The 21,613-nt window shown below is 63.8% G+C and carries 16 protein-coding genes; 6 read left to right on the top strand and 10 right to left on the bottom strand.

From position 1 onward, the window contains the following. Nucleotides 1–20 precede the first annotated feature (20 nt). Nucleotides 21–1,040, bottom strand: coding sequence for an ABC transporter permease (locus OVA12_RS03575; protein ID WP_268134554.1), 1,020 nt, complete (start codon nucleotides 1,038–1,040; stop codon nucleotides 21–23). A 1-nt stretch (nucleotide 1,041) separates the two neighbouring features. Beyond that, nucleotides 1,042–2,553, bottom strand: coding sequence for a sugar ABC transporter ATP-binding protein (locus OVA12_RS03570; protein ID WP_268134552.1), 1,512 nt, complete (start codon nucleotides 2,551–2,553; stop codon nucleotides 1,042–1,044). A gap of 160 nt (nucleotides 2,554–2,713) precedes the next feature. Between OVA12_RS03570 and mtnK the strand changes: the two genes are divergently transcribed. Then, the gene (gene mtnK / locus OVA12_RS03565) at nucleotides 2,714–3,979 is read left to right on the top strand and encodes an S-methyl-5-thioribose kinase (RefSeq protein ID WP_268134550.1); all 1,266 of its coding nucleotides are present in this window, start codon (nucleotides 2,714–2,716) and stop codon (nucleotides 3,977–3,979) included. Next, nucleotides 3,976–5,073, top strand: a complete 1,098-nt coding sequence (mtnA, locus tag OVA12_RS03560) for an S-methyl-5-thioribose-1-phosphate isomerase (RefSeq protein ID WP_268134548.1) — start codon at nucleotides 3,976–3,978, stop codon at nucleotides 5,071–5,073. Before mtnK ends, mtnA begins: the two co-directional genes overlap by 4 nt. A gap of 265 nt (nucleotides 5,074–5,338) precedes the next feature. On the opposite strand, the gene OVA12_RS03555 is transcribed toward mtnA, so the two are convergent. After that, nucleotides 5,339–6,304 (bottom strand): sugar-binding transcriptional regulator, encoded by a 966-nt coding sequence (locus OVA12_RS03555; RefSeq protein WP_268134546.1) that lies wholly within the window; start codon nucleotides 6,302–6,304, stop codon nucleotides 5,339–5,341. A 133-nt stretch (nucleotides 6,305–6,437) separates the two neighbouring features. Between OVA12_RS03555 and OVA12_RS03550 the strand changes: the two genes are divergently transcribed. Then, the gene (locus tag OVA12_RS03550; RefSeq protein ID WP_442793844.1) at nucleotides 6,438–8,477 is read left to right on the top strand and encodes a bifunctional aldolase/short-chain dehydrogenase; all 2,040 of its coding nucleotides are present in this window, start codon (nucleotides 6,438–6,440) and stop codon (nucleotides 8,475–8,477) included. 213 nt (nucleotides 8,478–8,690) lie between these two features. On the opposite strand, the gene OVA12_RS03545 is transcribed toward OVA12_RS03550, so the two are convergent. The 5 genes from OVA12_RS03545 to OVA12_RS03525 form a co-directional block, all read right to left on the bottom strand. Further along, entirely contained in the window at nucleotides 8,691–9,497 is an 807-nt protein-coding gene (locus OVA12_RS03545; RefSeq protein ID WP_268134542.1) for an inositol monophosphatase family protein, read from the bottom strand. A gap of 20 nt (nucleotides 9,498–9,517) precedes the next feature. Continuing rightward, nucleotides 9,518–10,579, bottom strand: a complete 1,062-nt coding sequence (locus OVA12_RS03540) for an ABC transporter ATP-binding protein (protein ID WP_268134540.1) — start codon at nucleotides 10,577–10,579, stop codon at nucleotides 9,518–9,520. After that, complete coding sequence (locus OVA12_RS03535) at nucleotides 10,576–12,807, bottom strand: ABC transporter permease (RefSeq protein WP_268134538.1); 2,232 nt, start codon at nucleotides 12,805–12,807, stop codon at nucleotides 10,576–10,578. The genes OVA12_RS03540 and OVA12_RS03535 overlap by 4 nt, the downstream gene beginning before the upstream one ends. A gap of 77 nt (nucleotides 12,808–12,884) precedes the next feature. Next, a complete protein-coding gene (locus OVA12_RS03530) occupies nucleotides 12,885–13,916 on the bottom strand; it encodes an ABC transporter substrate-binding protein (RefSeq protein WP_268134536.1) in 1,032 nt (343 codons plus the stop codon). 183 nt (nucleotides 13,917–14,099) lie between these two features. Next, nucleotides 14,100–15,113: an ABC transporter substrate-binding protein gene (locus OVA12_RS03525; protein ID WP_442793803.1), complete on the bottom strand. Its 1,014-nt coding sequence runs from the start codon at nucleotides 15,111–15,113 to the stop codon at nucleotides 14,100–14,102. Nucleotides 15,114–15,337: 224 nt separating this feature from the next. Here OVA12_RS03525 and OVA12_RS03520 point away from each other — a divergent pair, with 224 nt between their 5' ends. The 3 genes from OVA12_RS03520 to OVA12_RS03510 all read left to right on the top strand — a co-directional run bounded on the left by OVA12_RS03520 (nucleotide 15,338) and on the right by OVA12_RS03510 (nucleotide 18,830). After that, nucleotides 15,338–16,093: a response regulator transcription factor gene (locus tag OVA12_RS03520; RefSeq protein WP_268134532.1), complete on the top strand. Its 756-nt coding sequence runs from the start codon at nucleotides 15,338–15,340 to the stop codon at nucleotides 16,091–16,093. After that, complete coding sequence (locus OVA12_RS03515) at nucleotides 16,090–18,177, top strand: sensor histidine kinase (protein WP_268134530.1); 2,088 nt, start codon at nucleotides 16,090–16,092, stop codon at nucleotides 18,175–18,177. The genes OVA12_RS03520 and OVA12_RS03515 overlap by 4 nt, the downstream gene beginning before the upstream one ends. 116 nt (nucleotides 18,178–18,293) lie before the next feature. Next, a complete protein-coding gene (locus OVA12_RS03510; protein WP_442793802.1) occupies nucleotides 18,294–18,830 on the top strand; it encodes a tetratricopeptide repeat protein in 537 nt (178 codons plus the stop codon). A gap of 70 nt (nucleotides 18,831–18,900) precedes the next feature. Here OVA12_RS03510 and OVA12_RS03505 read toward each other — a convergent pair whose 3' ends face one another. Then, complete coding sequence (locus tag OVA12_RS03505) at nucleotides 18,901–19,608, bottom strand: YczE/YyaS/YitT family protein (RefSeq protein ID WP_268134528.1); 708 nt, start codon at nucleotides 19,606–19,608, stop codon at nucleotides 18,901–18,903. 235 nt (nucleotides 19,609–19,843) lie between these two features. Next, nucleotides 19,844–21,571 carry an amidohydrolase family protein gene (locus tag OVA12_RS03500; protein ID WP_268134526.1) on the bottom strand — a complete coding sequence of 576 codons (1,728 nt, stop codon included), beginning with the start codon at nucleotides 21,569–21,571 and terminating at the stop codon, nucleotides 19,844–19,846. Nucleotides 21,572–21,613: the final 42 nt, after the last annotated feature.

The following is a 21,613-nucleotide window of genomic DNA, read 5'->3' as shown; positions in this document are numbered from 1 at the left end:
GCTGTTTTATATAGTCCACGTCAGCCGCGCGCCCGTCCCCCTCGGCCGGACAGCGCGAAAGTGAAGACAAGGGCGATGACGAGCACGCCGCCCTTGATGAAGTCCTGGGTGTAGTAGGGCGCGTTCATCATCGTCAGACCCTGCAGCAGGATGCCGACGAAAAGCGCGCCGATGGCGGTGCCGAAGGCATTCGGCTTGGAGGCACCGAGCACGGCAAAGCCGATGAGTGCGGCCGCGACAGAATCGAGCAGCAGGTTGTTGCCCGAGGCCACGTCACCACGCCCGAGACGGGCCGCCAGCAGGACGCCGCCGAAGGAGGCGAGCGTGCCGGAGATCATGTAGGCGGCGATCTTGTAGCCGTTGACATTGGCCCCGGCGAGACCGGCCGCCTTGGCGTTGGAGCCGATGGCATACATCAGCCGGCCGTGACGGGTCAGTTCCAGGAACACCCAGACGCCGATGGCGATGAGCACGAGGAACACCACAGAAAGCGGCACGAGATTGGGCAGGATGAAATCCAGCCGGTGCCGGCCGAGCATCAGGAAGCCTTCCGAGAAGATGCCGCTGGCCGTGGTGCCGTCCGGCAGGGTCATCCCGGTGGAGATGGAACGCCCCTCGGTCGGAATGCGCTGCAGGCCGACGAGCAGGAACATCATGCCGAGCGTCGCCAGGAGGTCCGGCACCTTCATCTTGACGATGAGAAGGCCGTTCACGAGGCCGACGAGCAGGCCCATGCCGAGACAGAGCGCCACGGCGGACACGGCATCCAGCTGCCAGACGACCATGGCGTAGGACGACAGCATCAATGCGGAGGTCGCGACCGCGCCGATCGACAGGTCGAAGCCGCCGACGACCAGCGTGGCGGTGACGCCCAGCGCCAGGATGCCCGTGATCGCCACCGACTGCAGGATGAAGACGGCGCTGTGCGGCGACAGGAAGCCTTCCGCCATGACGCCAAAGAAGACGATCAGCCCGGCCATCAGCACCAGGAAGCCATATTTGATGGCCAGATCGATCGCGTTCGGGGAACCACTCTGCATCTTACTGTCCTGCTGCGCTCGGAAGCGATGCATCGACCACCTGGGCCATGATCGCGGAGACGTCGATGTTTTCGTTGCGGTGCTCGCCAACGATGGAATGTTCGCTCATCACCAGCACCCGGTCGGCAATCTCCAGCGCTTCGTCCAGCTCGGCGACGAAAACGATGGTGGCGCGGGTGGCGGCGGTTTCGCGGATCTTGTGGCCGATGTCGCGCCTTGCCTGGATGTCGACGCCCTGGAACGGCTCATCGAGCAACAGGAGCCGCGAGGCCTCGGCCATCCAGCGGGCAACCATCACCTTCTGCTGGTTGCCACCCGACAGGGTGCCGATGCCGTCGGTGGGCGATTGGCAGACGACGCCCATCTCGGAAATCATCCGCCGGGTCGTGGCAAGCTCGGACGCGCCGCGCACGAACTGGGCCGTGCTGTGGCGCTTCAGGAACGGCAGCGTCAGATTGCGCAGGATGTCGAAGTCGGCAACGACCGCGTTGACCGGCCGGTCCTTGGGCGACAGGAACACGCCGGCATCGATGGCCGCGCGAGGACTTGCCGGGCGATGCGGCTTGCCATCCAGCCGGACTTCGCCGGAGACGGCTGCACCGGTGCCGAACAGCACGGAGGCAAACTCCGACTTGCCGGCGCCGACCAGACCCGTGATCGCCACAACCTCATTGGCATGGCAGGTCAGGGAGAACGGTCTCGCCCCTGGCCGCAGCACCAGATCGCGCACCTCGAGCACGGGCAGACCGGGTTGAGGAATGGTGATGTCAACCTCGGTGATCTCGTGACCGAGCATCGCCCGCACGGCACCGGAATAGTCGAGTTCCGGACCTTCAAAGACACCGGAAATGCGGCCATCGCGCATCGACACGATCCGGTCGGCGAGACGGCGAATATCGGACATGCGGTGCGAGATGTAGAGAATGGCGACACCCCGGGCGCGCAGGCTGTCGATGAGGTCGAACAGCCGCGAGGCCTCGGCGGCGGACAGAGAAGAGGTCGGCTCGTCCAGGATCAGAAGGCGCGGCTGATGCGCCATGGCGCGGGCGATGGAGACCAGTTGCCGATCCGCCAGTGACAGGCCAGCGACCGGACGGCTGACGTCAATGGTGAGACCGACGGCTGCAGCGATCTCGCGCGCCCTGGCCCGCATCTTGCGGCCATTGAGGAAAACGCCGCCACCGCTGGCCAGACCGTCCAGCAACAGGTTGGAGGCCACATCCAGATCCGGCACGACGCCATCATTGATGTTCTGGTGGACCGTGACGATACCGGCCCGTAGCGCCTCGGATGGCGTCTCGGGCTTGAAGGGCTGGCCAGCCAGGGTCACGCTGCCGCTGTCGGCCGCATGCACCCCGCACAAGATCTTCACGAGCGTCGATTTTCCGGCCCCGTTCGCTCCCATCAGAACGGTTACCTGTCCACCGGACAGGTCCAGATCGACCCCGCGCAGCACCTGGTTCCGGCCGAATGCTTTGCACAGGCCAGCCAGGCGGATTGCCTGATCACTCACAGTGTATTCTCCTCCACTGGGAACAGGCTACGTCCGGAAGCTTTCATATGTCAATATGATTTGACAATTGCATTGGAAGCCGATTTCCTGCATCGCATCAAACACTCACGCGGCCAGTCCGCAGTGCCATATCACGCAAGTCGCACAAGGGAGGAGACCTGTGACGGACAGCACCTACAAGGCCCTGGAGCCAGCGACCCTCGCCGACCGGCTGGGCAGCATTCCCGCCATCCGCGAGCGCACGGGCGATCCGGCACGGTGGTCCGTGCGGGAAGTCGGCGACGGCAACCTGAACCTCGTCTTCATCATCGACGGGCCCGACGGCAGCCTGATCGTCAAGCAGGCGCTGCCTTACGTGCGCCTCGTCGGGGAAAGCTGGCCGCTGCCGCTGAAGCGCGCCTTCTTCGAGTACAACGCCCTGATCCGTCAGGCGGAACGCGATCCCGGCAGCGTGCCGGAGATCTATCATTTCGATGAGGCGCAGGCGCTGATCGTTATGGAGTTCCTGACCCCGCACGTCATCCTGCGCAAGAGCCTGATGGAGGCGCGGACGCATCCAGATCTCGGCAAGGTGCTCGGCGAATTCTGCGCCCGCACCCTGTTCCGTGGGTCGGACCTGTCGATGCCGACCGCCCGGCGCAAGGCGGATCTGGCGCTGTTTGCCGGCAATGTCGAGCTCTGCGACATCACCGAGAACCTCGTCTTCTCCGATCCCTATTTCGCCGCCCCGCTCAACCGCCACACCCCGGCGCTGGATCCGGTGGTGGCCATGCTGCGGGCGGACACGGATCTGAAAATCACCGCCCAGCATCTCAAGATGGCCTTTGCCAACAACGCCGAGACACTGCTGCATGGTGACCTGCACACCGGCTCGGTGATGGTTTCGGACAGCGAGACCCGGGTGATCGATCCGGAGTTTGCCACCTATGGCCCGATGGGCTTCGACATCGGCATGCTGATCGCCAACTTCCTGATGGCCTATTTCGCCCAGGAAGGCCACGCCGAGACCCCCGGGGCCCGCGCGCAGTACAAGGAATGGATCCTGTCCGTCGTTGACGCGATCTGGGCCCATTTCAGCACCGAGTTCACCCGGCTGTGGCGGACGGAGCGCAGCGGCATCCTCTATCAGGCAAGCCTGTTCGAGGATCAGGGCCACGGGCTTGCCGCCGAGAAGGCACGTCTGGAGCGGCTGGCCGCCATCTGGCGCGACACGCTTGGCTTCTGCGGCATCGAGATGCACCGCCGCACGCTGGGGCTCGCCCACATCGCCGAATATGACCGCATCGAGGACGAAGCGCTGCGCGCCGCCTGCGAGGCCAGGGGCCTGATGCTCGGCCGCGTGCTGGCCGTCGGCCGGGCAGAGATCACCTCCATGGCCGAGGTGCTGGATCTGGCGCGCAAGATCAACGGAGAGGATTACCTATGAAAATCGACGGCACCCATTATCGCTCGATCTGGCGCGAGCCGTCGGGCGAGGTCCGCATCATCGACCAGCGCTGGCTGCCGCATGACCTCAGGATCGTGCCGCTGACCAACCGGGCGGAGTTCGCCGTTGCCATCCGCGACATGTGGGTGCGCGGCGCGCCGCTGATCGGCGCAACGGCGGCCTATGGCGTTGCGGTGCAGATGGCGGCGGATCCGTCCGACGCTTCGCTTGGCGAGACCTATGACATTCTCAACGAGACCCGCCCCACCGCCATCAACCTGCGCTGGGCGCTGGACGAGATGATGAAGGTTCTGAAGCCGCTGAGCCCGGCGGACCGTGCTGCGGCCGCCTTTGCCCGCGCGGCCGCGATCAGCGACGAGGATGTGGAGATGAACCGGCAGATCGGCCTCAACGGGCTCGAGATCATCCGCGACATCTCGCGCAGGAAAGGTGGCAAGCGCGTCAACGTGCTCACCCATTGCAACGCCGGCTGGCCGGCCACCGTGGACTGGGGCACCGCCACCTCGCCGATCTATCACGCAGTCGAGGACGGCATCGACATCCATGTTTTTGTTGACGAGACGCGGCCGCGCAACCAGGGCGCCCAGCTGACCAGCTGGGAACTGAACAGCCACGGCGTATCGCATGACCTCATCGTCGACAACGCCGGCGGCCATTTGATGCAGCATGGCGAGGTCGATCTCGTCATCGTCGGCACCGACCGCACCACGGCGCGCGGCGACGTCTGCAACAAGATCGGCACCTATCTGAAGGCGCTGGCGGCCAAGGCCAATGGCGTGCCCTTCTACGTCGCCCTGCCCTCTCCGACCATCGACTGGACCGTCGTCGACGGCGTGAAGGAGATCCCGATCGAGGAGCGCAGCGGCGTCGAAGTGACCCACGTGCAGGGCCGCAGCGAGGACGGACGCATCCTGTCGGTGCAGATCTCGCCGACCGGCACCCCGGCCCGCAACCCGGCCTTCGACGTGACGCCGGCCGAACTCGTCACCGGCCTCATCACCGAACGCGGCATCTGCCCGGCAACAACGGAAGGCCTCGCGGCGATGTTCCCGGACAGGGCGGGCCGGCGCTGACGCAGTTTGCGAAAAGGAAAGCCCCGGCCAGACGGCCGGGGCCTACTCGCTTGCAGAGCCCTGGTTGGTTCGCACTGCCCAAGAACAGTCGGACGAAGTTCGCTGAGCCGGGAGCGGCAACAAATCACCGCTCTGCGAACGAGTTGGCCCCGGATCTCCGCTTCGCTGCGTCCGGGGTGACGCCCGAGGGTCGTCTCTACCAATCCCGTGTTCGCACGATCGAACAACTCAGGCTACAACGACTCTGGCAAGGCTGCAGATCACCCTACTCCGCAAGCAACGCCTCGGCGACGCCGACGCTGGTGACGATATGGGTGGCGTAGCCGCCGCGGATGGCGGCGCGGGTGGCGGCGACCTTGTCGAGGCCGGGGGTGACCAGGATGCCCATGTCCAGTCCCGCGAGCCGGTTGACCGGAATGCCGATGACGCGGGCGTCGAGCGGCCCCGGAATGGGCTTGCCGTCCGCGTCGATGAAGCGGCCGCACAGGACCGCCGTTGCCCCTTGCGCGATGTACCAGTCCAGCTCGGTCAGTGTTGCGACGCCGGACCCGACGATGTGGCTGGAGGGCTCGCAGGTGCCAACGGAATAGAGAAACTTGTTGCAGGTGAGCAGGCGCGCCAGCTGGTCGCGGATGATCGGCTCGGCCCGCAGCTGCGCCGCGATGTCGCCATTGGTGAGGACGGCCGGCGCATGCAGGTTGAGGCAGAGCGCGCCGAGGCGCTGCGCCAGCCGCGTCGAGCAGGCTTCCGCCGTGAAGCCATAGGGTGTGGCCATGGAGCCGACGAGCTGCAGCACCGTGAGATCCTCGATGCGGGTATCATCACTCACTCGCGCCAGTTCATAGATGGTGCGGCCCCAGGCAACGCCGAGCCGGTCGCCCTTTTCCAGCAGCTTCGGCAGCCACTCTGCCGCCCCGCGCACGACGCGTTGAAAGGTTGTCTCCTCATCCGCCCCCTCGTCCGGGATGACATAGGCCGCGGTCAGGCCAAAGCGGCCGCAAAGATCGACTGCCAGCCGGTGCCGCGTGAAGGCGTCGGAATTGAGCGAGATGCGGATGATGCCGCGCTCGCGCGCGTCCTGCAGGTAGTTGACGACGGTGGCGCGCGAGATGCCCAGCCGGTCGGCGATCTCCTTCTGGTTCAGGCCCTCGTGGTAATACATCCAGGCCACCTCGATCACCACGTTCTCGCCGCTGATCTGTCCCGTCGTCCGCCGCTTCACACCCGCCATTCGCCCCACCATTTTATTTATGACAGCATGTTCTGACTTTTGTATAAAAGCTGCCGAAGATCAAGCTGATCCAAGCGCCGCGTGCCAAGAGGCAGATGCTTGCGCGGGGATCATGTACGGGAGGATAGGAATGATCGCAAACCGGTGGCAAGACAGCGAAGCGGTGGCCTTTCAGGATGCGGCCGGTCAGGACCCGGCTGCGCGTGAACTGGCGCTGCGCGTTTACACCTCCCGTCTCATCGGCATGGACCCGGATCTGGTCATGCATGGCGGTGGCAACACCTCGGTCAAGCTGAAGGCGCGCGACATTTTCGGCGAGGAGCTGGATGTCATCCACATCAAGGGCTCGGGCTGGGATCTGGAGACGATCAAGGCCGCAGGCCTGCCGGCCGTGCGCATGGCCCCGCTGATGCGGCTGCGCGAGCTGGCGGCCCTTTCCGACGAAGACATGGTCAACATCCAGCGCTCCAACCTGATGGATTCGACCGCACCCAATCCGTCCGTGGAAACGCTGCTGCACGCCTACATCCCGCACACCTATGTCGACCACACCCACGCCACCGCCTTCCTGACGCTCGCCAATCTGCCGGAAGTGGCGGAAGCGACCCGCGAGATCTTCGGCAGCAAGCTGGCGCTGGTGCCCTATGTCATGCCAGGCTTCGCGCTCGCCAAGCTTGCGGCCGAGACCTATGAGGCCCATCCGGGGATCGAGGGTCTTCTGCTCGTCAACCACGGCCATTTCGCCTGGGGGCCGACGGCCAAGGCGTCCTATGACAAGATCATCGAGCACACCAACCTGGTGGAAGAGTGGCTGGCCAGCCGCCGCCCGGGCAAGCTGGTGGCCGTGGCCCGGCCGCAGACCACCAGCGTCGCCGAGACGCTTGCCGCGCTGCGCGGGGCCATTGCCCGTCACCTGCCCGAAAGCGCGGCGATGTCGGTCTTCGACCTGCGCGACGGCGACGCGGTGCTGGACTTCCTGGAGCGCAAGGACCTGGCGTTACTGGCCACGCGCGGCGTTGCCACCCCGGATCACGTGATCCGCACCAAGGGCCATCCGCTGCATCTCACCCGCGCCGACGTCGCGCGGGGGCCGGACGCCGTCAGCGCGGTGGTGGACCGGTTCGTTGCCGACTACATCGCCTATTTCGAGCGCAATGCGCCGCGCTTCGGCGGGGCCAAGACCATGCTGTCGCCGGTGCCGAACCTTGCCTGGATCGAAGGGATAGGCCTTGTCGGCATGGGCGCGAACGCAACAGCGGCGCGCATTGCCGCCGACATCGGCGAGCAGACGCTGCGCGTCATGGCGGATGGCGAGGCCCGCGGCGGGTTCTATCCGATCAAGGAAACGGATCTGTTCGATCTCGAGTACTGGTCGCTGGAACAGGCCAAGCTCGGCAAGGGCGCAAAGCCCGCGCTGCAGGGACAGGTCGTGCTGGTGACGGGTGGTGCCGGCGCCATCGGTCTGGCCACCGCCAAGGTCTTTGCGGCAGCCGGGGCGACGCTGTTCCTGGTTGACCGGGATCAGGCCGCCCTCGACACAGCCCTTGCCAGCCTCGGCCGCGACCATGCCGGCCATGCCTGCGACATCACGGCAAAGGGCGCGGCAGCCAGCGCGGTGGAGGCCTGTGTCGCCCGCTTCGGCGGCCTCGACATTCTCATCTCCAACGCCGGCGCGGCCATGACGGGGGACGTGGCAACGCTGTCCGATGAAACCCTGCGGGCGAGCTTCGAGCTGAACTTCTTTGCCCATCAGGCCTTTGCGCAGGCAGCCGTAGCCGTCTTCCGCCGCCAGGGACGCGGGGGGCAGATCCTGTTCAACGTCTCCAAGCAGGCGGTCAATCCGGGCAAGGGCTTTGCCGCCTACGGCCTGCCCAAGGCAGCGACCTTCTTCCTCCTGCGCCAGCTCGCGCTGGAACTCGGCGGCGAAGGCATCCGCGTCAACGGCATCAACGCCGACCGCATCCGCTCGGGCCTGCTGACCCCGGAGATGATCGCGGCCCGCTCCTCCGCCCGCAACATCGACGAGGCGACCTACATGGGCGGCAACCTGCTGCGCAAGGAGGTCGAGGCGGTGCATGTCGGCGAGGCCTTCCTCGCGCTTGCCCGGTCGGAACGCACCACGGCGCATGTGATGACCGTCGACGGCGGCAACATCGAAGCCGCGCTGCGGTAAGGTCAGGTCGGGGCGAACGGCGCCTTTTCGGAGCCACAAGCACAGCAGTCATCCCCGCCTTGTGCGGGGATCCATGTTGTCCAAAGCTTGTCCGGGGGGAGTTCTTACTGACCTGAGCCCATTGGCTGGATCCCCGCACAAGGCGGGGATGACGTCAGTAAATAGGAATGATCTTCGCAGTCTTGCACAGCGAAGCTCATTCCTGAAGGTCGGTCAGGAGATCCCGGCCAGTTTCCAAAGATCATCGCGCGCGCCGGGGCCAGCCGCGAGAACAGGAGCCCCCTTGCGCAGGGACTCTCCCACGGCCGGGAACGGAAGAACTGATCCACCTGCCTCCTGAATGAGACAGTAGCCCGCCATGCAGTCCCAGGCGTGCATGTAAGGCTCGTAGTAGCCAACGAGCTTTCCGGCTGCGACATAGGCCAGCATCAGGGCACCAGAGCCGTTGCGGATCGGGTTGCCTCCCATGCGCAACAGACCGGTGAAGATCTCGCCAACCCGCTCCGGCGTGACATAGCTGTTGCTGCCGATGCCGGTCAGGCCGTTCTGCACGGTTCGCGCCGGATCAAGTTTCAGCGTGCGCCCGTCCAGCGTCGCGCCCATGCCCTTTGCAGCTGCGTAGACTTCACCCGTACACGGCACGGCAATGACGCCGATGACAGGCTCGCCATCGCAAATGGCGGCAATCGACACGCACCAGCTTGGCATGCCGTTGACGAAGGGGGCCGTGCCGTCAATCGGATCAACGATCCACGTAAAGCCCGAACTGCCTTCGGTCAGACCAAACTCCTCACCCAGGAACCCGTCCTTGGGTAGGTCCGCCGCGACGCGGTCGCGAATAAGCTGTTCCACGTTGCGATCAGCGATGGAAACAACGTCCTGAAGATCGCGCTTGGTCTCGATGACAAGCGTGTCGCGACGATTGAAATAGTCGAGTGCAACGGCAGCGGCTGCACCAGCGATGTCGGTGGCCAGCGCCAGGCGATCAGCGATGGGATCGCCAGTCTGATAAGGGGTCATGAGAGGAGTGTTTCCGTAGGTCAGGCAGAGATGAGAGCAATACCGCGATCACGTAACGCGACTGCGACGGCGGTTTGCGGCGGAAGCGGCAGGGTTGCTTCGTAGTCGGTGACAAAGAGCGGTCCGACCTCGGTCTCCACTTCATACTCGACATGATCGCCAAGATAGGCCGAGGACCTGATCTGGCCCGGCAATCCAGCCAGACCGGAGGCAGCAACCCGGATCGCGCCGGGACGGATGGCGAGCTGCGCCTTGCCAGGCCGCGCCTGCCCGCCGGGCACACGGTGTTCGACCGAGCCGAGGCGGATGGTGGCATCAGCCCCCTCCACCCGCAGCACCTCGCAGGGAACCACATTCGCCTCGCCCATGAAGTCGGCGATGAAGGTGGAGGCCGGGGTCTCGTAGAGGTCGCGTGGTGCGCCGGACTGAGCGATGACGCCGTCTTTCATAACGATGATCGTGTCGGAAACCGCCAGCGCCTCGTCCTGGTCGTGCGTGACGTAGACGGCGGTGAAGCCGAGCCGCTGTTGCAGCTCGCGGATCTCGGTGCGGACCTTGCGGCGCAAGCGCGCGTCAAGGTTCGACAGCGGCTCATCCAGCAGCAGGACTTGAGGTTCGAGCACCAGCGCGCGGGCAACCGCGACACGCTGCTGCTGCCCGCCCGACAGCTCCGCAGGCAAGCGGTGGCCCATGCCGGCAAGACCGACCTGAGCCAGACCGTCCTCGGCCTTTTCCCTGGCTTCCCTGCCCTTCAGGCCTGAGGACTCCAGGCCATAAGCGACATTCTCCAGCGCGCTCATATGCGGGAACAGCGCGTAGGACTGGAACACCATGGACACATCGCGGGAATGCGCCGGCAGCATGGTCACATCCTTGCCGCCAATCAGGATCCGGCCCGAGGTTGGATGCTCGAGGCCTGCAAGCATGCGCAGGGTGGTCGTCTTTCCGCAGCCCGAAGGCCCCAGAAGCGTGACCAGTGTCCCGGGCTCGATGGTGAGCGACAGATCCGGAATGGCGGTAAAAGTGCCGAAGTCCTTGCGCACGTGTTCAAAGACCACGGAACCGGGCTTGTGGGTGGTCATGCAGTTTTCTCCTGGGAAAGACGGGGGCCGGTGGCGCGGGCCTGGCCGGCAACGCGGTTCTCACGGCGCAGGCGGCGCTCGCCTACGAGAAGCTGGAAGCCGGCGATGATGGTGATCATCACGAAGATCAGCATCGAGGAATAGGCGATGGCGACACCATACTCGCCGTTCTCGACCAGCCCGACGATGTAGGACGTGGCCATGTTGTATTCGGCGCTGACGAGGAAGATCACGGCGCTGATGGACGTGATCGCCCGGACGAAGGAATAAACCAGCGCTGCCGTTATCGCCGGACGGAGAAGCGGCAGGATGACCTTGCGCAGGGTGCGCAGGCTGGTTGCCCTCAGCGTCAGCGAGGCTTCATCAAGGCTCTTGTCGAGCTGGCTCATGGCCGCGATGCCGCCGCGAACACCGACCGGCATGTTGCGGAAGACGAAGCAGGCGATGAGGATCAGCGCCGAACCGGTCATTTCCAGCGGCGGCAGGTTGAAGGCCATGATGTAGCTGATGCCGATGACCGTGCCGGGGATGGCAAAGCTCATCATCAGCGCGAACTCGAACACATTCTGTCCAGCGAACTTCTGCCGCACGATGATGTAGGCCGTGAGGAGGCCGACAGCGGCGGTCAGCGGCGCGGAGATCAGTGCAATCTCCATGGTCGTCCAGAAGGAGTTCCAGGCGACACCGGTCCAGACAAGAGCACCGTTTTCAAACCCGACAGAGAAGGCCCGCGTGTAATGTTCGAGTGTCAGGGAATTGTCGAGGCCCCAGGTGGTCACGAAGCCACCGAAGATGATCATGCAGTAGACCACCAGCGTAAAGCCGATCCACGGGATCACGACCGCATGCACGGCAATCGAGACACTGCGCGGCAGCGCGATGTGCGCGCCGCTGTCGCCTTTTCCGGTCACCGTCGCGTAGTTCTTGCCCGAGAGCCACAGCCGCTGCGCCAGAAACGCCGACAGGGTGAAGCAGAGCAGAATGATTGCGAGCACGGCCGCGCGTGAGGGATCATTTTGCGATCCCACCACGGCAAAGAATATCTCAGTCGAGAGCACGCCGTGACTGCCGCCCAACACCAGCGGATTGCCGAAATCGGCCATGCTTTCGATGAAGCCGATCAGGAAGGCATTGGCGAGACCCGGCTTCATCAGGGGCAGCGAGACGCGCCAGAAGGTCCGCCAGCGGTCAGCGCGAAGGGTCTGCGACGCCTCCTCCAGCGACGGGCTGACGCCCTCGACGACACCGATGAGGACAAGGAAGGCAATCGGCGTGAAGGACAGGACCTGCGCGATCCAGATGCCGCTGAGCCCATAGAGCCAGCGGCCCGGCTCGATGCCGAACAGGGCGGACAGCCCTTCCGTTACCACGCCCGCACGGCCGAACAAGAGCGTCAGGGCGAGGCCGATGACGAAGGGCGGTGTGATGATCGGCAGGATGGTGATCAGCCGCAGTCCCTTCTTGTAGGGAAACCGCGTGCGTGTGGCGACCAGCGCAAAGGCAAGACCAAGGAGGGTCGAGCCAAGACCCGTCATGATGGCAAGCCAGAGCGTACGGACCGCCACGCCGCAGCGCCCTTCTCCGGTCAGACAGGCAAGGCTCCAGATCGATCCATCCTGGATGTTGCGAATGAAGCCGTCGGGGCGGAAGGAGCCGTCGAAGTCCTGCACCGATCCAACGAACATGCTGCCAATGGGATAGAAGACGAAGACGGTGACGAGGAACACCAGCATCGAGATGGAGCCGGTGGTGAACCCGTCACCCTTCATTGCGCCTCGGTCAGCCATGCCGAAGGCAAAGAACAGCACGAAGACGACCGACAGCAAGACCGCGCCAGCCCCCATCGAGGGTTGACCTTCGGAAAGCATGCCGAACAGGGTTTCGCTGATGGTCCAGGTCCAGCCAGTAAAGCCGATGGCGAGGCCCTGCAGCGCCATGAAAAACAGGCCGAGCCCGCCGGCCACCGCGAGGATGACGCCGCGCCGCGCCGGATCCGCAACAAGGCGAGCCGAAGCACCAAGCAGGAACAGCGCAAGCACGACGGCGAGCCAGGGCCGTCCTTCTGCCGTTATCTGCATCAGCCCCGGCGCGAGGTCACGCGTACCGGGGAACCCCGACAGCCAGCCAAGGCCGAAGAAGCCGCCCTCCACCCGGTACCAGGGCACCAGCGTAAGCCCCAGGGCACCCAGCCCCAAAAGCAAGTCCAATCGTCGTTTGCCACCCAGCATCGCCAGCCCGTTCTTAATTGTTTTTCTGGAAGGAGACATCCGGGGCGTGGCCCCGGATGCCATCATCGCGTGTGAGCTCAGTTGGCGATTGCGCCGATCTCGCGATCCCAGCGCTCCAGCAGCGCCTTGCGCTTGGCCGGGTCGCTGTAGGTCTTGAAGTCGTAGTCGATCAGCTTGATGTCCTCGAAGCGAGGAGCTTCTTTCGGGATCTCGGCCGACTTGTTGGACGGCAACTGGAAGGACTTGGCATCCTTCATGCGGGACTGCACCTCGGGCTTCAGCGCCCAGTCGTACCAGAGCTTGGCATTATCGAGATTGCGCGCGCCCTTGATGATCGACATGGAGCCGATCTCGTAGCCAGTGCCTTCGCACGGGGCGACGGATTTGACGGGGAAGCCCTCTGCCGTCTGGGCGACAGCGTCATGCATGAAGACAATGCCCAGACCTGCCTCGCCGCGCGCGGCGGCCTTCACCGGAGCCGAGCCGGACTTGGTGTACTGGGAGACGTTGGCGTTGAGGCTCTTGAGGTACTCGAAAGCCTTGTCTTCGCCCATGATCTGCACCAGCGAGGCCAGGGCGGTATAGGCCGTGCCGGATGAATTCGGGTTGGCGATCTGGATCTCGCCCTTCAGCTCGGGCGCCAGCAAATCCGCCCAGCATACCGGCTCCTTCAGACCCTTCTTGGCGAAGAGCTCGGTGTTGTAGCCCCAGCCGAGCGCACCAGCGTAAACGCCGACAGTGCGGTGTCCCGAGCTTTCGGCCTGCTTCACAGCCCAGCTGTTCAGCTGATCAAGCATCGGCGACTTGTATTCCAGCGTCAGGTTTTCAGAAGCGGCCTGCAGATGCGGGTCACCCGTACCGCCCCACCAGATATCCGTCTTCGGATTGCGCGCTTCAGCCCGGACCTTGGCGTAGGTCTCGCCTGACGACAGGCGAACCATATTGACCTTCACGTCATGGGCCTTTTCGAAGTCGCCCAGCATCTGCTCACAAATGACCACATCGGCCGAGCAGATCAGGTTGAGTTCCCCGGCGGCCTCGGCCGCGCTGGCTGCCATCAGGGAGCCGGCGGCTGCGGCGATCAGGGTGGCAATCGATTTCGATGTCATGTCGTTTCCTCCTCCGGATGGATCCGGTTCTTCGTCTGGCGGCCCACTCAGGGCCTGTTGCCGCTGATGCGGTCTGGTTGGCGGCACCAACGGACAAGCTTCGTCCGTTCGGCGCCGCAATTGGTGCGGCCCGTTGATCGGGGTGGTTTGGGATCGGTCTGACTGACGCTGCTAGCGACAGTCTCAGTTGATCAGGCGGATCTCACTGGCAAAGCGCCGGAGCAACCGGCTGCGCTGGTCGGGCGAGCCGAAAGTTGCGGAGTCATAATCCACCATGCGAATGAGCGAGATGTCCGGCGCGGCGAGCGGGAGGGCGGCCCTTGCGTTGGCGGGGACCTGGTTCTGACCGGCTGCCGCGCCTGTTGCCTGCCCCTCGGGACTGAGAGCAAACGCAACAAAGCGCTGAGCTTCCTCCAGATGACGAGCCCCCCTCACCAGGCTGACGGCACCGATCTCGTAGCCCGTTCCCTCGCAGGGAGCGACGATGACCAGCGGGGAACCCGCCTGCTTCTGGGTCACAGCGTCATGGATGAAGGAGATGCCGATCAGCGTCTCCCCGCGCGCAGCTGCCTTGACTGGCGCCGCGCCGGACTTCGTGTATTCGGCGATGTTGCGATCGAGCCGCCCGAGATAGGCAAAGGCCTCGTCTTCACCGAAAAGCTGAATGAGTGTCGCAAGCGCGGTGAAAGCCGTGCCAGACGAACTGGGATTGGCGATCTGGATCAGGCCGCGATAGGCAGGATTGGTGAGGTCGTTCCAGCAAGTTGGTGCGGGAAGCCCCCGAGCAGCAAGAAGATCCTGATTGTAGGCAAAGCCAAGAGCACCGGCATAGACGCCAATGGACTGCCCACCTGACAGGCTGTGGAAGTTGCGCGCCCATGGAAGAAGATCTGCGGCGTTGGCCGGCGTGTAGGGCGCAAGCAAGCCTTCTGCCGCAGCCTGGAGATGCGTGTCGCCAGTCCCGCCCCACCAGACATCGACCACCGGATCCCCACGCCCAGCGCGGATCTCGTCCAGGATCTCTCCGGTGCTCTTGCGCATCATGTCGATCTTGCGGCCGGACTGCTGCTCATAGGCAGCTTGCATGGCTGCGCACCAGGCTTCATCAACGCCACAAAGGACGTTGAGCACGGCAGCAGAATGACACATGCCCGCGCCAAGCAGCCAAATGGCCAACCCGGCGCCTAAGGCGCTCATGGCTCTCACGTTTGTCCCCCCAGACCGCTGTTCCTCTCCAGCGACTGGCACCAGAATGGCAGAACTGCAGCGGCGGACAACGGAAGAATGGTTACCGATGTTGCACCAGGGGCACGAATGCATGACAGCCCTTACAAAGATTACAAATATTACATTTGCAAGAAAAACCAATGCTTTGCACCCTCTCGCAAGCATGCATATGATATCGGCGGGAGGACGGAGGAGTGCAGACACAGAAGGTTAGGATCCTGATCGTGGAGGACGATCCGGACATGGCCGAGCTGATTGCCGATCTCGTCGAAGCGGAGGGATGGACACCCGTCTGTGCCGCATCGGCAGAAGACGCAAGGCTTGTGCTTGAGCGCGAGCGGATAGAGCTTGTGCTGGTCGATCACAATCTGCCGGGCACATCGGGCCGGGCCTTTGCCCAGCGCCTGCGCGCAGAAACCGATGTCGGCATTGTCATGGTGACCGCCGCCGGCAGCGCCGCTGACCGGGTGCTGGGATTGGAAACGGCGGCAGACGACTATGTCGTCAAGCCGTTCGAACCGATCGAGCTGACTGCGCGGATCAAGGCTGTGCTGCGCCGGACAGTTCCCGCCCTCAGGGCAGAGCGAGATCCTGATCGCCATGCAGAGACGACGGGCGCGGTCGCGGGTGGGCTGATCCTCGGCGACTGGGCCATTGACCTCAGGAACCGGCGTGCCGTGTGTCGTGCGGACCCGAGCCGGACGCTGACGACAGCAGAGTTTTCGCTCCTGGAGATTCTGGCCGCAACGCCAAACCAGCCGGTCAGCCGTACGCAGATCCTGGCGCGTCTGGGCGCGGAAACGGACCGCCATATCGATCGCAACGTCGATGTTCTGGTGCTGCGCCTGCGGCGCAAGATCGAGCGCAATCCCGATCTGCCCAGCCACATCAAGACGCGGCGCGGTAAAGGCTATATTCTGAGCACGGGCCCTGGTGAGGCAGCTTCGTGATCAGCCGGCCTTTCCTGCGCTCCATCGCATTCCGGCTCCCCTTCGCAATCGCGTTCATCTGTGCACTGGTCATTAGCCTTTCTGCGATCTCCATCTTTGGCCTGTCGCGGGCTCGCGATGAAATGGCCGCCAATGGTCTTGCCGCCTATTCCAGTCTCGCCAAGGCAGCTCTGGTGTCGCGTCAGGTCTCCGATCTGGTGTCCAGCGCTCCTTTCCTGATGAACGCAACGTCGCCGTATCGTGTCTCCAGCAAGAGCCGGGCGCTGGTGGTCCAGGTCGATACGCTGCTGGAAACCCTTGGTACGGCCGCATCCGGCCGCAGCGCCGGAGAGAGTGCGATTGCTGGCCTGTTGGCCACGATCCGTCTGGATACGCTCGATCTTGCCGGCAAGGCAGACCTTGCCCAGTCGCACAAGGCGAGGGCTGCCTCGGCCCTGAGCGAAGTGGCCCTCGGCGATGGCATCGCCAATGCCGATCTGCGGCGGCGGCTGAATGCGTTGGCCCAGTCGGCATCGACCTCTGACAGCTTGTTCCAGCTTGGGGAACTGCGGCGCCGCTTTGTCGCCGAGACAACGCCCCCCGCACTGGAAGCTGGTCCCCCATCACTGCCGGGCTCGAAACTGCTCCCGTATGAGCGGGTGTTTGAGGCGCAGACGGATTACCTGCTGGAGATGTTTGCCATCCGCTCGTCCGTCGCGCGGCTCAACACGGTGGCCCGGGAACTCTCGGAAGCAGCGGAGGCTGAAACGGAACTCGTCACACGAGCCCTGAACGACGCATTCCGTTCGACGACACGGACACTGGAACGGTTGCTGGCGCTGGTGGCTATCGCAACATTGCTGGTCATGGTCCTTGCTTTTCTGTCGATCCGGTCGGTCATGCGCGTGTCGCGCGGCATTGTCACCCTGTCGCATGGCATGAACGCTCTGGCCAAGGGACAGAAGGACATCGGCCCACCGGACTACAGAGGCAATGAGAGCGAGCTGGTGCAGTTGCTCGACGCATTCCGCGCCTTTCGGGACAGCGTCGACCGCGTGACACGTCTGCGCAGGACGGCAGAAGCCGCCGCCCGCACCATTCGCTCGACTTTCCGGAGCATGAATGAAGGGATCGCGATTTTTGATGCAACAGGCACACCGGTGACGATGAACCGGCGTGTCATCGAACTGGTCGGACACAAGGGCTCTGCGCGCAAGCTGCCGCTCCGCCGCTTTGTGGCAGGGATTACGGAAATCGACGCTGCCTTGCTCCCGGATGGAGGCGATCCCGGCCTTCTTGTAGGAGCCAAGGCTCTGCGCCACCGCAGCGACGATGGTCTGGTGACCGAACTGTCCCTGTCTCGGCAAAGCGATGGCGGGGTGATCCTTCTTGCCCGCGACATTACGGATATGGACCGCCGTGAAGCGGAGACCGCGAAGGCACAGAGACTTGATGGCATCATGCGCATGACTCACCAGGTCAGTCACGAGGTGGGCAACATGATCGGCATCATCACCGGCAGCCTCGGGCTGCTCGAACGTGACGAGACCTTCAATGAGCGCCAAAAGCGGCATATCGCGCGGATCCGCAAGGCCGCCGATCGCGGGCGGTCCCTTGCCATGAGCATGCTGTCCGTCGGGAGCCAGCAGCCGATCAATCCGGGCTCGCATGACGTACCCGGCATTCTGCGCGGCATGATCGATGTTCTGGAGATCGCAGTTGGATCCCGCTGCAGCATACAGTTGATCGAAAGCGGCCCTTTGCCCCCCGCTATGATCGATCCAGCTCCTTTCGAGCAGTCGATCCTGAACCTGTGCCTCAATGCGGCAGCGGCCTGTCCCGACGGCGGGACAATCAGTCTCCGCTGCCGTCAGGATGACGCCGACCTCGTCGTATCTGTCACGGATGACGGAAAGGGCATGACCGCCGAGGAAGTCGACAAGGCATTCGAGCCCTATTTTACCACCCGTACTGGTGAAGGCGGAGCGGGCCTTGGCCTTGCCGTGGTCTATGGCTTCATGCGCCAGAGCGGTGGCGATGCCCGCATCTTTTCTGCACCGGATCGCGGCACGACAGTCGAACTGGTTTTCCCGCTCGCCATCTGATGCTCCCGCAGGTGTGATCGGCCCTGTGTCGCGCGTCACTAGGCGTTGGCATAGCTTGCGCTAGATTGTCAGGAACGCGGCGGAAGCCGGGTGGACAGAGCGACGGGAGCGGAAGAATGCGAGCGATAGCGATGGCGGTGGTGGGCGGTCTCGGGCTGGTCCTGGCAGGGTCCGGCCTTGCGATGGCAGCCGGGGACAGTGGCGGCGGCAGCGAGCCGAGCCCGACCGTGCAGAACTGCAAGAAGGGCGAGATCTGGGACAAGAAGACCGGCAAGTGCATCAAGGCACAGTCGGGTCTTGATCAGGATTCCGTCTATGAAGCTGGCCGCGATCTGGCGCTGGCCGGACGGTACGAGGAAGCGATCATCATCCTGTCGCTGGCCGATGACAAGGACGACAAACGCGTCCTGAACTATCTCGGCTACGCCAACCGCAAGCTCGGCCGGGTTCTCGTCGGTCTTGGCTACTACCGCGAAGCGCTGCGCATCGATCCGGATTACGTCCTTGTGCGCGAGTACATGGGCGAAGCGCTGGTGGAGATGGGCGACCTGGCTGGCGCAAAGGCACAGCTCGCCGAAATCGCGGCACGCTGCGGCACCACTTGCGACACCTACCAGTCGCTGTCGGAGACCGTCGCGACCGCGGGCGGCTGACACGGCAGAACGATGAAGGGAGGACACCGCCGGTGCCCTCCCTTTTGGTTTCGTGATCGGATGGGGCTGGTCAGTTCGTTGTGACCGGGACGGTTTCGGCTGCAACAGCCTTGGAGGCCTTGAAACGCCGGTAGATGAAGAAATAGAGCCGGATGTACTGGCCGATCAGGATCGCGTTGATGATCGTGCCTTCGCGGATGAACTTCACTTCGCCCAAGAACGCGAGGCCGATGCAGGCCGAGGTCAGGAGCAGGGTGCAGTCGAAGCCGGTCTTGATGTTGCCCCACTTCCAGCCGGTGCGCTTGCAGATGGTGTTGACGAACATGTCCACCGGCATCAGCACCAGATTGGCAATGATCATCAGGAACAGACCGAAGGCCAGGGCCGCATCGGCGAACACCAGCAGTGCCACCTTGGCCTGATAAAGCTCCAGCTTGATGAATTCGGTCAGCATCAGGTTCAGATCAAGGAACACCGCCAGCACGAAGGCAGGCACCAGCGAGAAGAACGCCGTGATCTTGAAGTCCTTCGGCATGACCAGATAGGTCAGCGCCAGCATGATCAGCTCAAGGATGAAATTGTAGGTGCCCTGCGTCAGCGGCGGAAACACCAGCGTCATGGTGCGCGTCAGGCTCGACTGCGGCGAGATGCCGATGCCCGCGCGGATCGCGAGGCTCACGCCGAATGTCAGGATGTAGATCCCGACGACATACATGATCCAGCGCCGGATCAGGCTGCCGGTGTCGAGGATGTCCGCCTCGCCAGGTTTCTGTGCCATTCCTTCCTCCCGTTCCATCCGGCCTCCCCCGTCGGGGGCCGGTTCCTCCGTTTGATCCTGGCGCCCGGCTGGCCTGCTTGCCGCAGTCCTCTGATGCCGTGCTGGGCGCCGCTTAGCCAGCAGGCACTGCGCGTCCCGCTGGAATTCCTCGTGAAAAGCAGTCTGTGATCCGTTTGCGGACACGTCCGGCCGGCATCGGCCCGGCCGGACGTGTCCCTGTCCGCCTCAGGCCGGCTCAAACCATGAAGCGGAAGCGGTGCAGCGAGATGAACAGGCTGAGCAGCTTGTTGACGACCGGCTCACCCTCGTTGCGATTACCGAGCGCTTCCAGCGCCGCATCGATGGAGCTGGCCGCAGCCGTCAGTTCAGCGACGGTCATGTTGGCCATGACGCCGTAGATCTCGAGCGGCATGACAGCTTTCTGCTGCAGGTTTTCGGTGACCACGCAGGCACCGGAGTAGCCATCCACCTGCTTCAGGCAATGGCACATCTCCGCGCTGTCGTTGCCAATGGCCACGAAATAGGGCTTGGGTGCCGGCCAGAACGTGGCAACGGCCCCGCTCTCGATCGAGACGCCCTTGAACAGGCCGTTGACAACATGCCGGTCCGCCTTGGGATAGCGCTGCACGACGGAAATGCGGCTGTAGCGCACACCGTCCAGCTCCGGCACGACCTTGCCGTCGCGATAGGGCACCCAGACTTCCTGGTAGAACTTGGCGTGACCACGGCCATAGACGTCGAAGAGATAGACCTTGGCCTGCGTACCATCAGCCGAGATCTCCAGCGGCACGATGTCGAGCTGGCTGGCTTCGAGCGAGGCAAGACCAGGCACGCCGTCCTTGCACATGCCCGAGTAGTCGATCTCGGCATTCTTCAGCAGCTTGCGGTCCTTCGCGACCAGCTCGCCGTCCTTGAACACGTAGAGCGGGTTGATGCGCGACAGGCTGTCGGTGAGCACGATGTCAGCGAACTTGCCGGGCGTCAGCGAGCCGATCTGGTCTTCCATGTGGAAGGAGCGGGCGGTGTTGTAGGTGGCCATCTTGATGGCATGGATCGGGTTGATGCCCATGTCGGCGCAGACCCCGATGATCCAGTCCATGTGGCCCGACTTCAGCAGCCGCTCGACCGAGATGTTGTCTGTGCAGAGCATGAAGTTGTCCGTCGGCCACTTGCGGTCGACGATGGCGCGCAGCAGCACCTTGATCACTTCTGCGGAGCCGACGCCGAACTTGATGTGGGTCGGGAAGCCGTAGCGGATCGACTTCTCGATGTCGTCCTCGTTCCAGACGTCGTGGTTGTTGGAGACGCCGATTGCCGGCAGGTAGTTCAGCACCATGTCGGACAGGGCGGTGACACCCCAGTGGCCGTTCATGAAACCGCCCTTGGCCCGCACCCAGGCCGCCTTGCGGAAGTCATCGTCGTTGCCGGAGGAATAGGTGAAGTGCTCGAACTCGCCGAGACCGATCACCGGTTCCATCTGCAGCACCGCCTGGGTGACATGGGCTGCCGTCTTCTTACCCGGAGCAAAGGCGAACAGGCGGTAGGGCAGCTTGTCATAGTCCTTGAACAGTGCCGTCGCTGCTTCAACGCCTTCCTCACCGGCCGCGCTCAAGAGGTCGAGGCATTCGGCGTAGATGGTCGTGGTGCCACAGGGCACCATCGCCTCGGCCAGCGCCGTCGGATGGGCAAGCTGCGACTCGAAGTGGATATGCGCATCGATCAGGCCGGGAATTGCGTAAAGCCCCTTGCCGTCGAAAACCTCGCGCACCTTGAGGATGCTCTCGTCCGGCGACAGCGCGATGATGCGCTTGTCATGAACCAGGATCGAACCCTGGTAGACCGTCTCGCCATGCACATCGAGGATGTTGAGGTTCTTCAGCAGAAGATCCGCCTCCGCCTTGCCATGCAGGATGTCGAAGATGTTGCGGACCTTGTCATAATGCGTGGCTTCGAGAGCGTTCACGGCGTGCCTCCTTGGTGTTGTCCTTTGAGGAGGAACCATCGG

The sequence above is a fragment of the Pannonibacter sp. SL95 genome (assembly GCF_026672425.1).
Taxonomy (GTDB): Bacteria; Pseudomonadota; Alphaproteobacteria; order Rhizobiales; family Stappiaceae; genus Pannonibacter.
Note: the sequence above shows the minus strand (reverse complement) of the source record. Positions and strands in the feature narration are given on the sequence as shown.

Coding starts and splice junctions, on each gene's coding strand:
- OVA12_RS03575 (WP_268134554.1), bottom strand. CDS start 1,040: ATGCAGAGTGGTTCCCCGAACGCGATCGATCTGGCCATCAAATATGGC.
- mtnA (WP_268134548.1), top strand. CDS start 3,976: ATGAAAATCGACGGCACCCATTATCGCTCGATCTGGCGCGAGCCGTCG.
- OVA12_RS03555 (WP_268134546.1), bottom strand. CDS start 6,304: ATGGCGGGTGTGAAGCGGCGGACGACGGGACAGATCAGCGGCGAGAAC.
- OVA12_RS03545 (WP_268134542.1), bottom strand. CDS start 9,497: ATGACCCCTTATCAGACTGGCGATCCCATCGCTGATCGCCTGGCGCTG.
- OVA12_RS03540 (WP_268134540.1), bottom strand. CDS start 10,579: ATGACCACCCACAAGCCCGGTTCCGTGGTCTTTGAACACGTGCGCAAG.
- OVA12_RS03535 (WP_268134538.1), bottom strand. CDS start 12,807: ATGCTGGGTGGCAAACGACGATTGGACTTGCTTTTGGGGCTGGGTGCC.
- OVA12_RS03530 (WP_268134536.1), bottom strand. CDS start 13,916: ATGACATCGAAATCGATTGCCACCCTGATCGCCGCAGCCGCCGGCTCC.
- OVA12_RS03525 (WP_442793803.1), bottom strand. CDS start 15,113: ATGAGCGCCTTAGGCGCCGGGTTGGCCATTTGGCTGCTTGGCGCGGGC.
- OVA12_RS03510 (WP_442793802.1), top strand. CDS start 18,294: ATGCGAGCGATAGCGATGGCGGTGGTGGGCGGTCTCGGGCTGGTCCTG.
- OVA12_RS03505 (WP_268134528.1), bottom strand. CDS start 19,608: ATGGCACAGAAACCTGGCGAGGCGGACATCCTCGACACCGGCAGCCTG.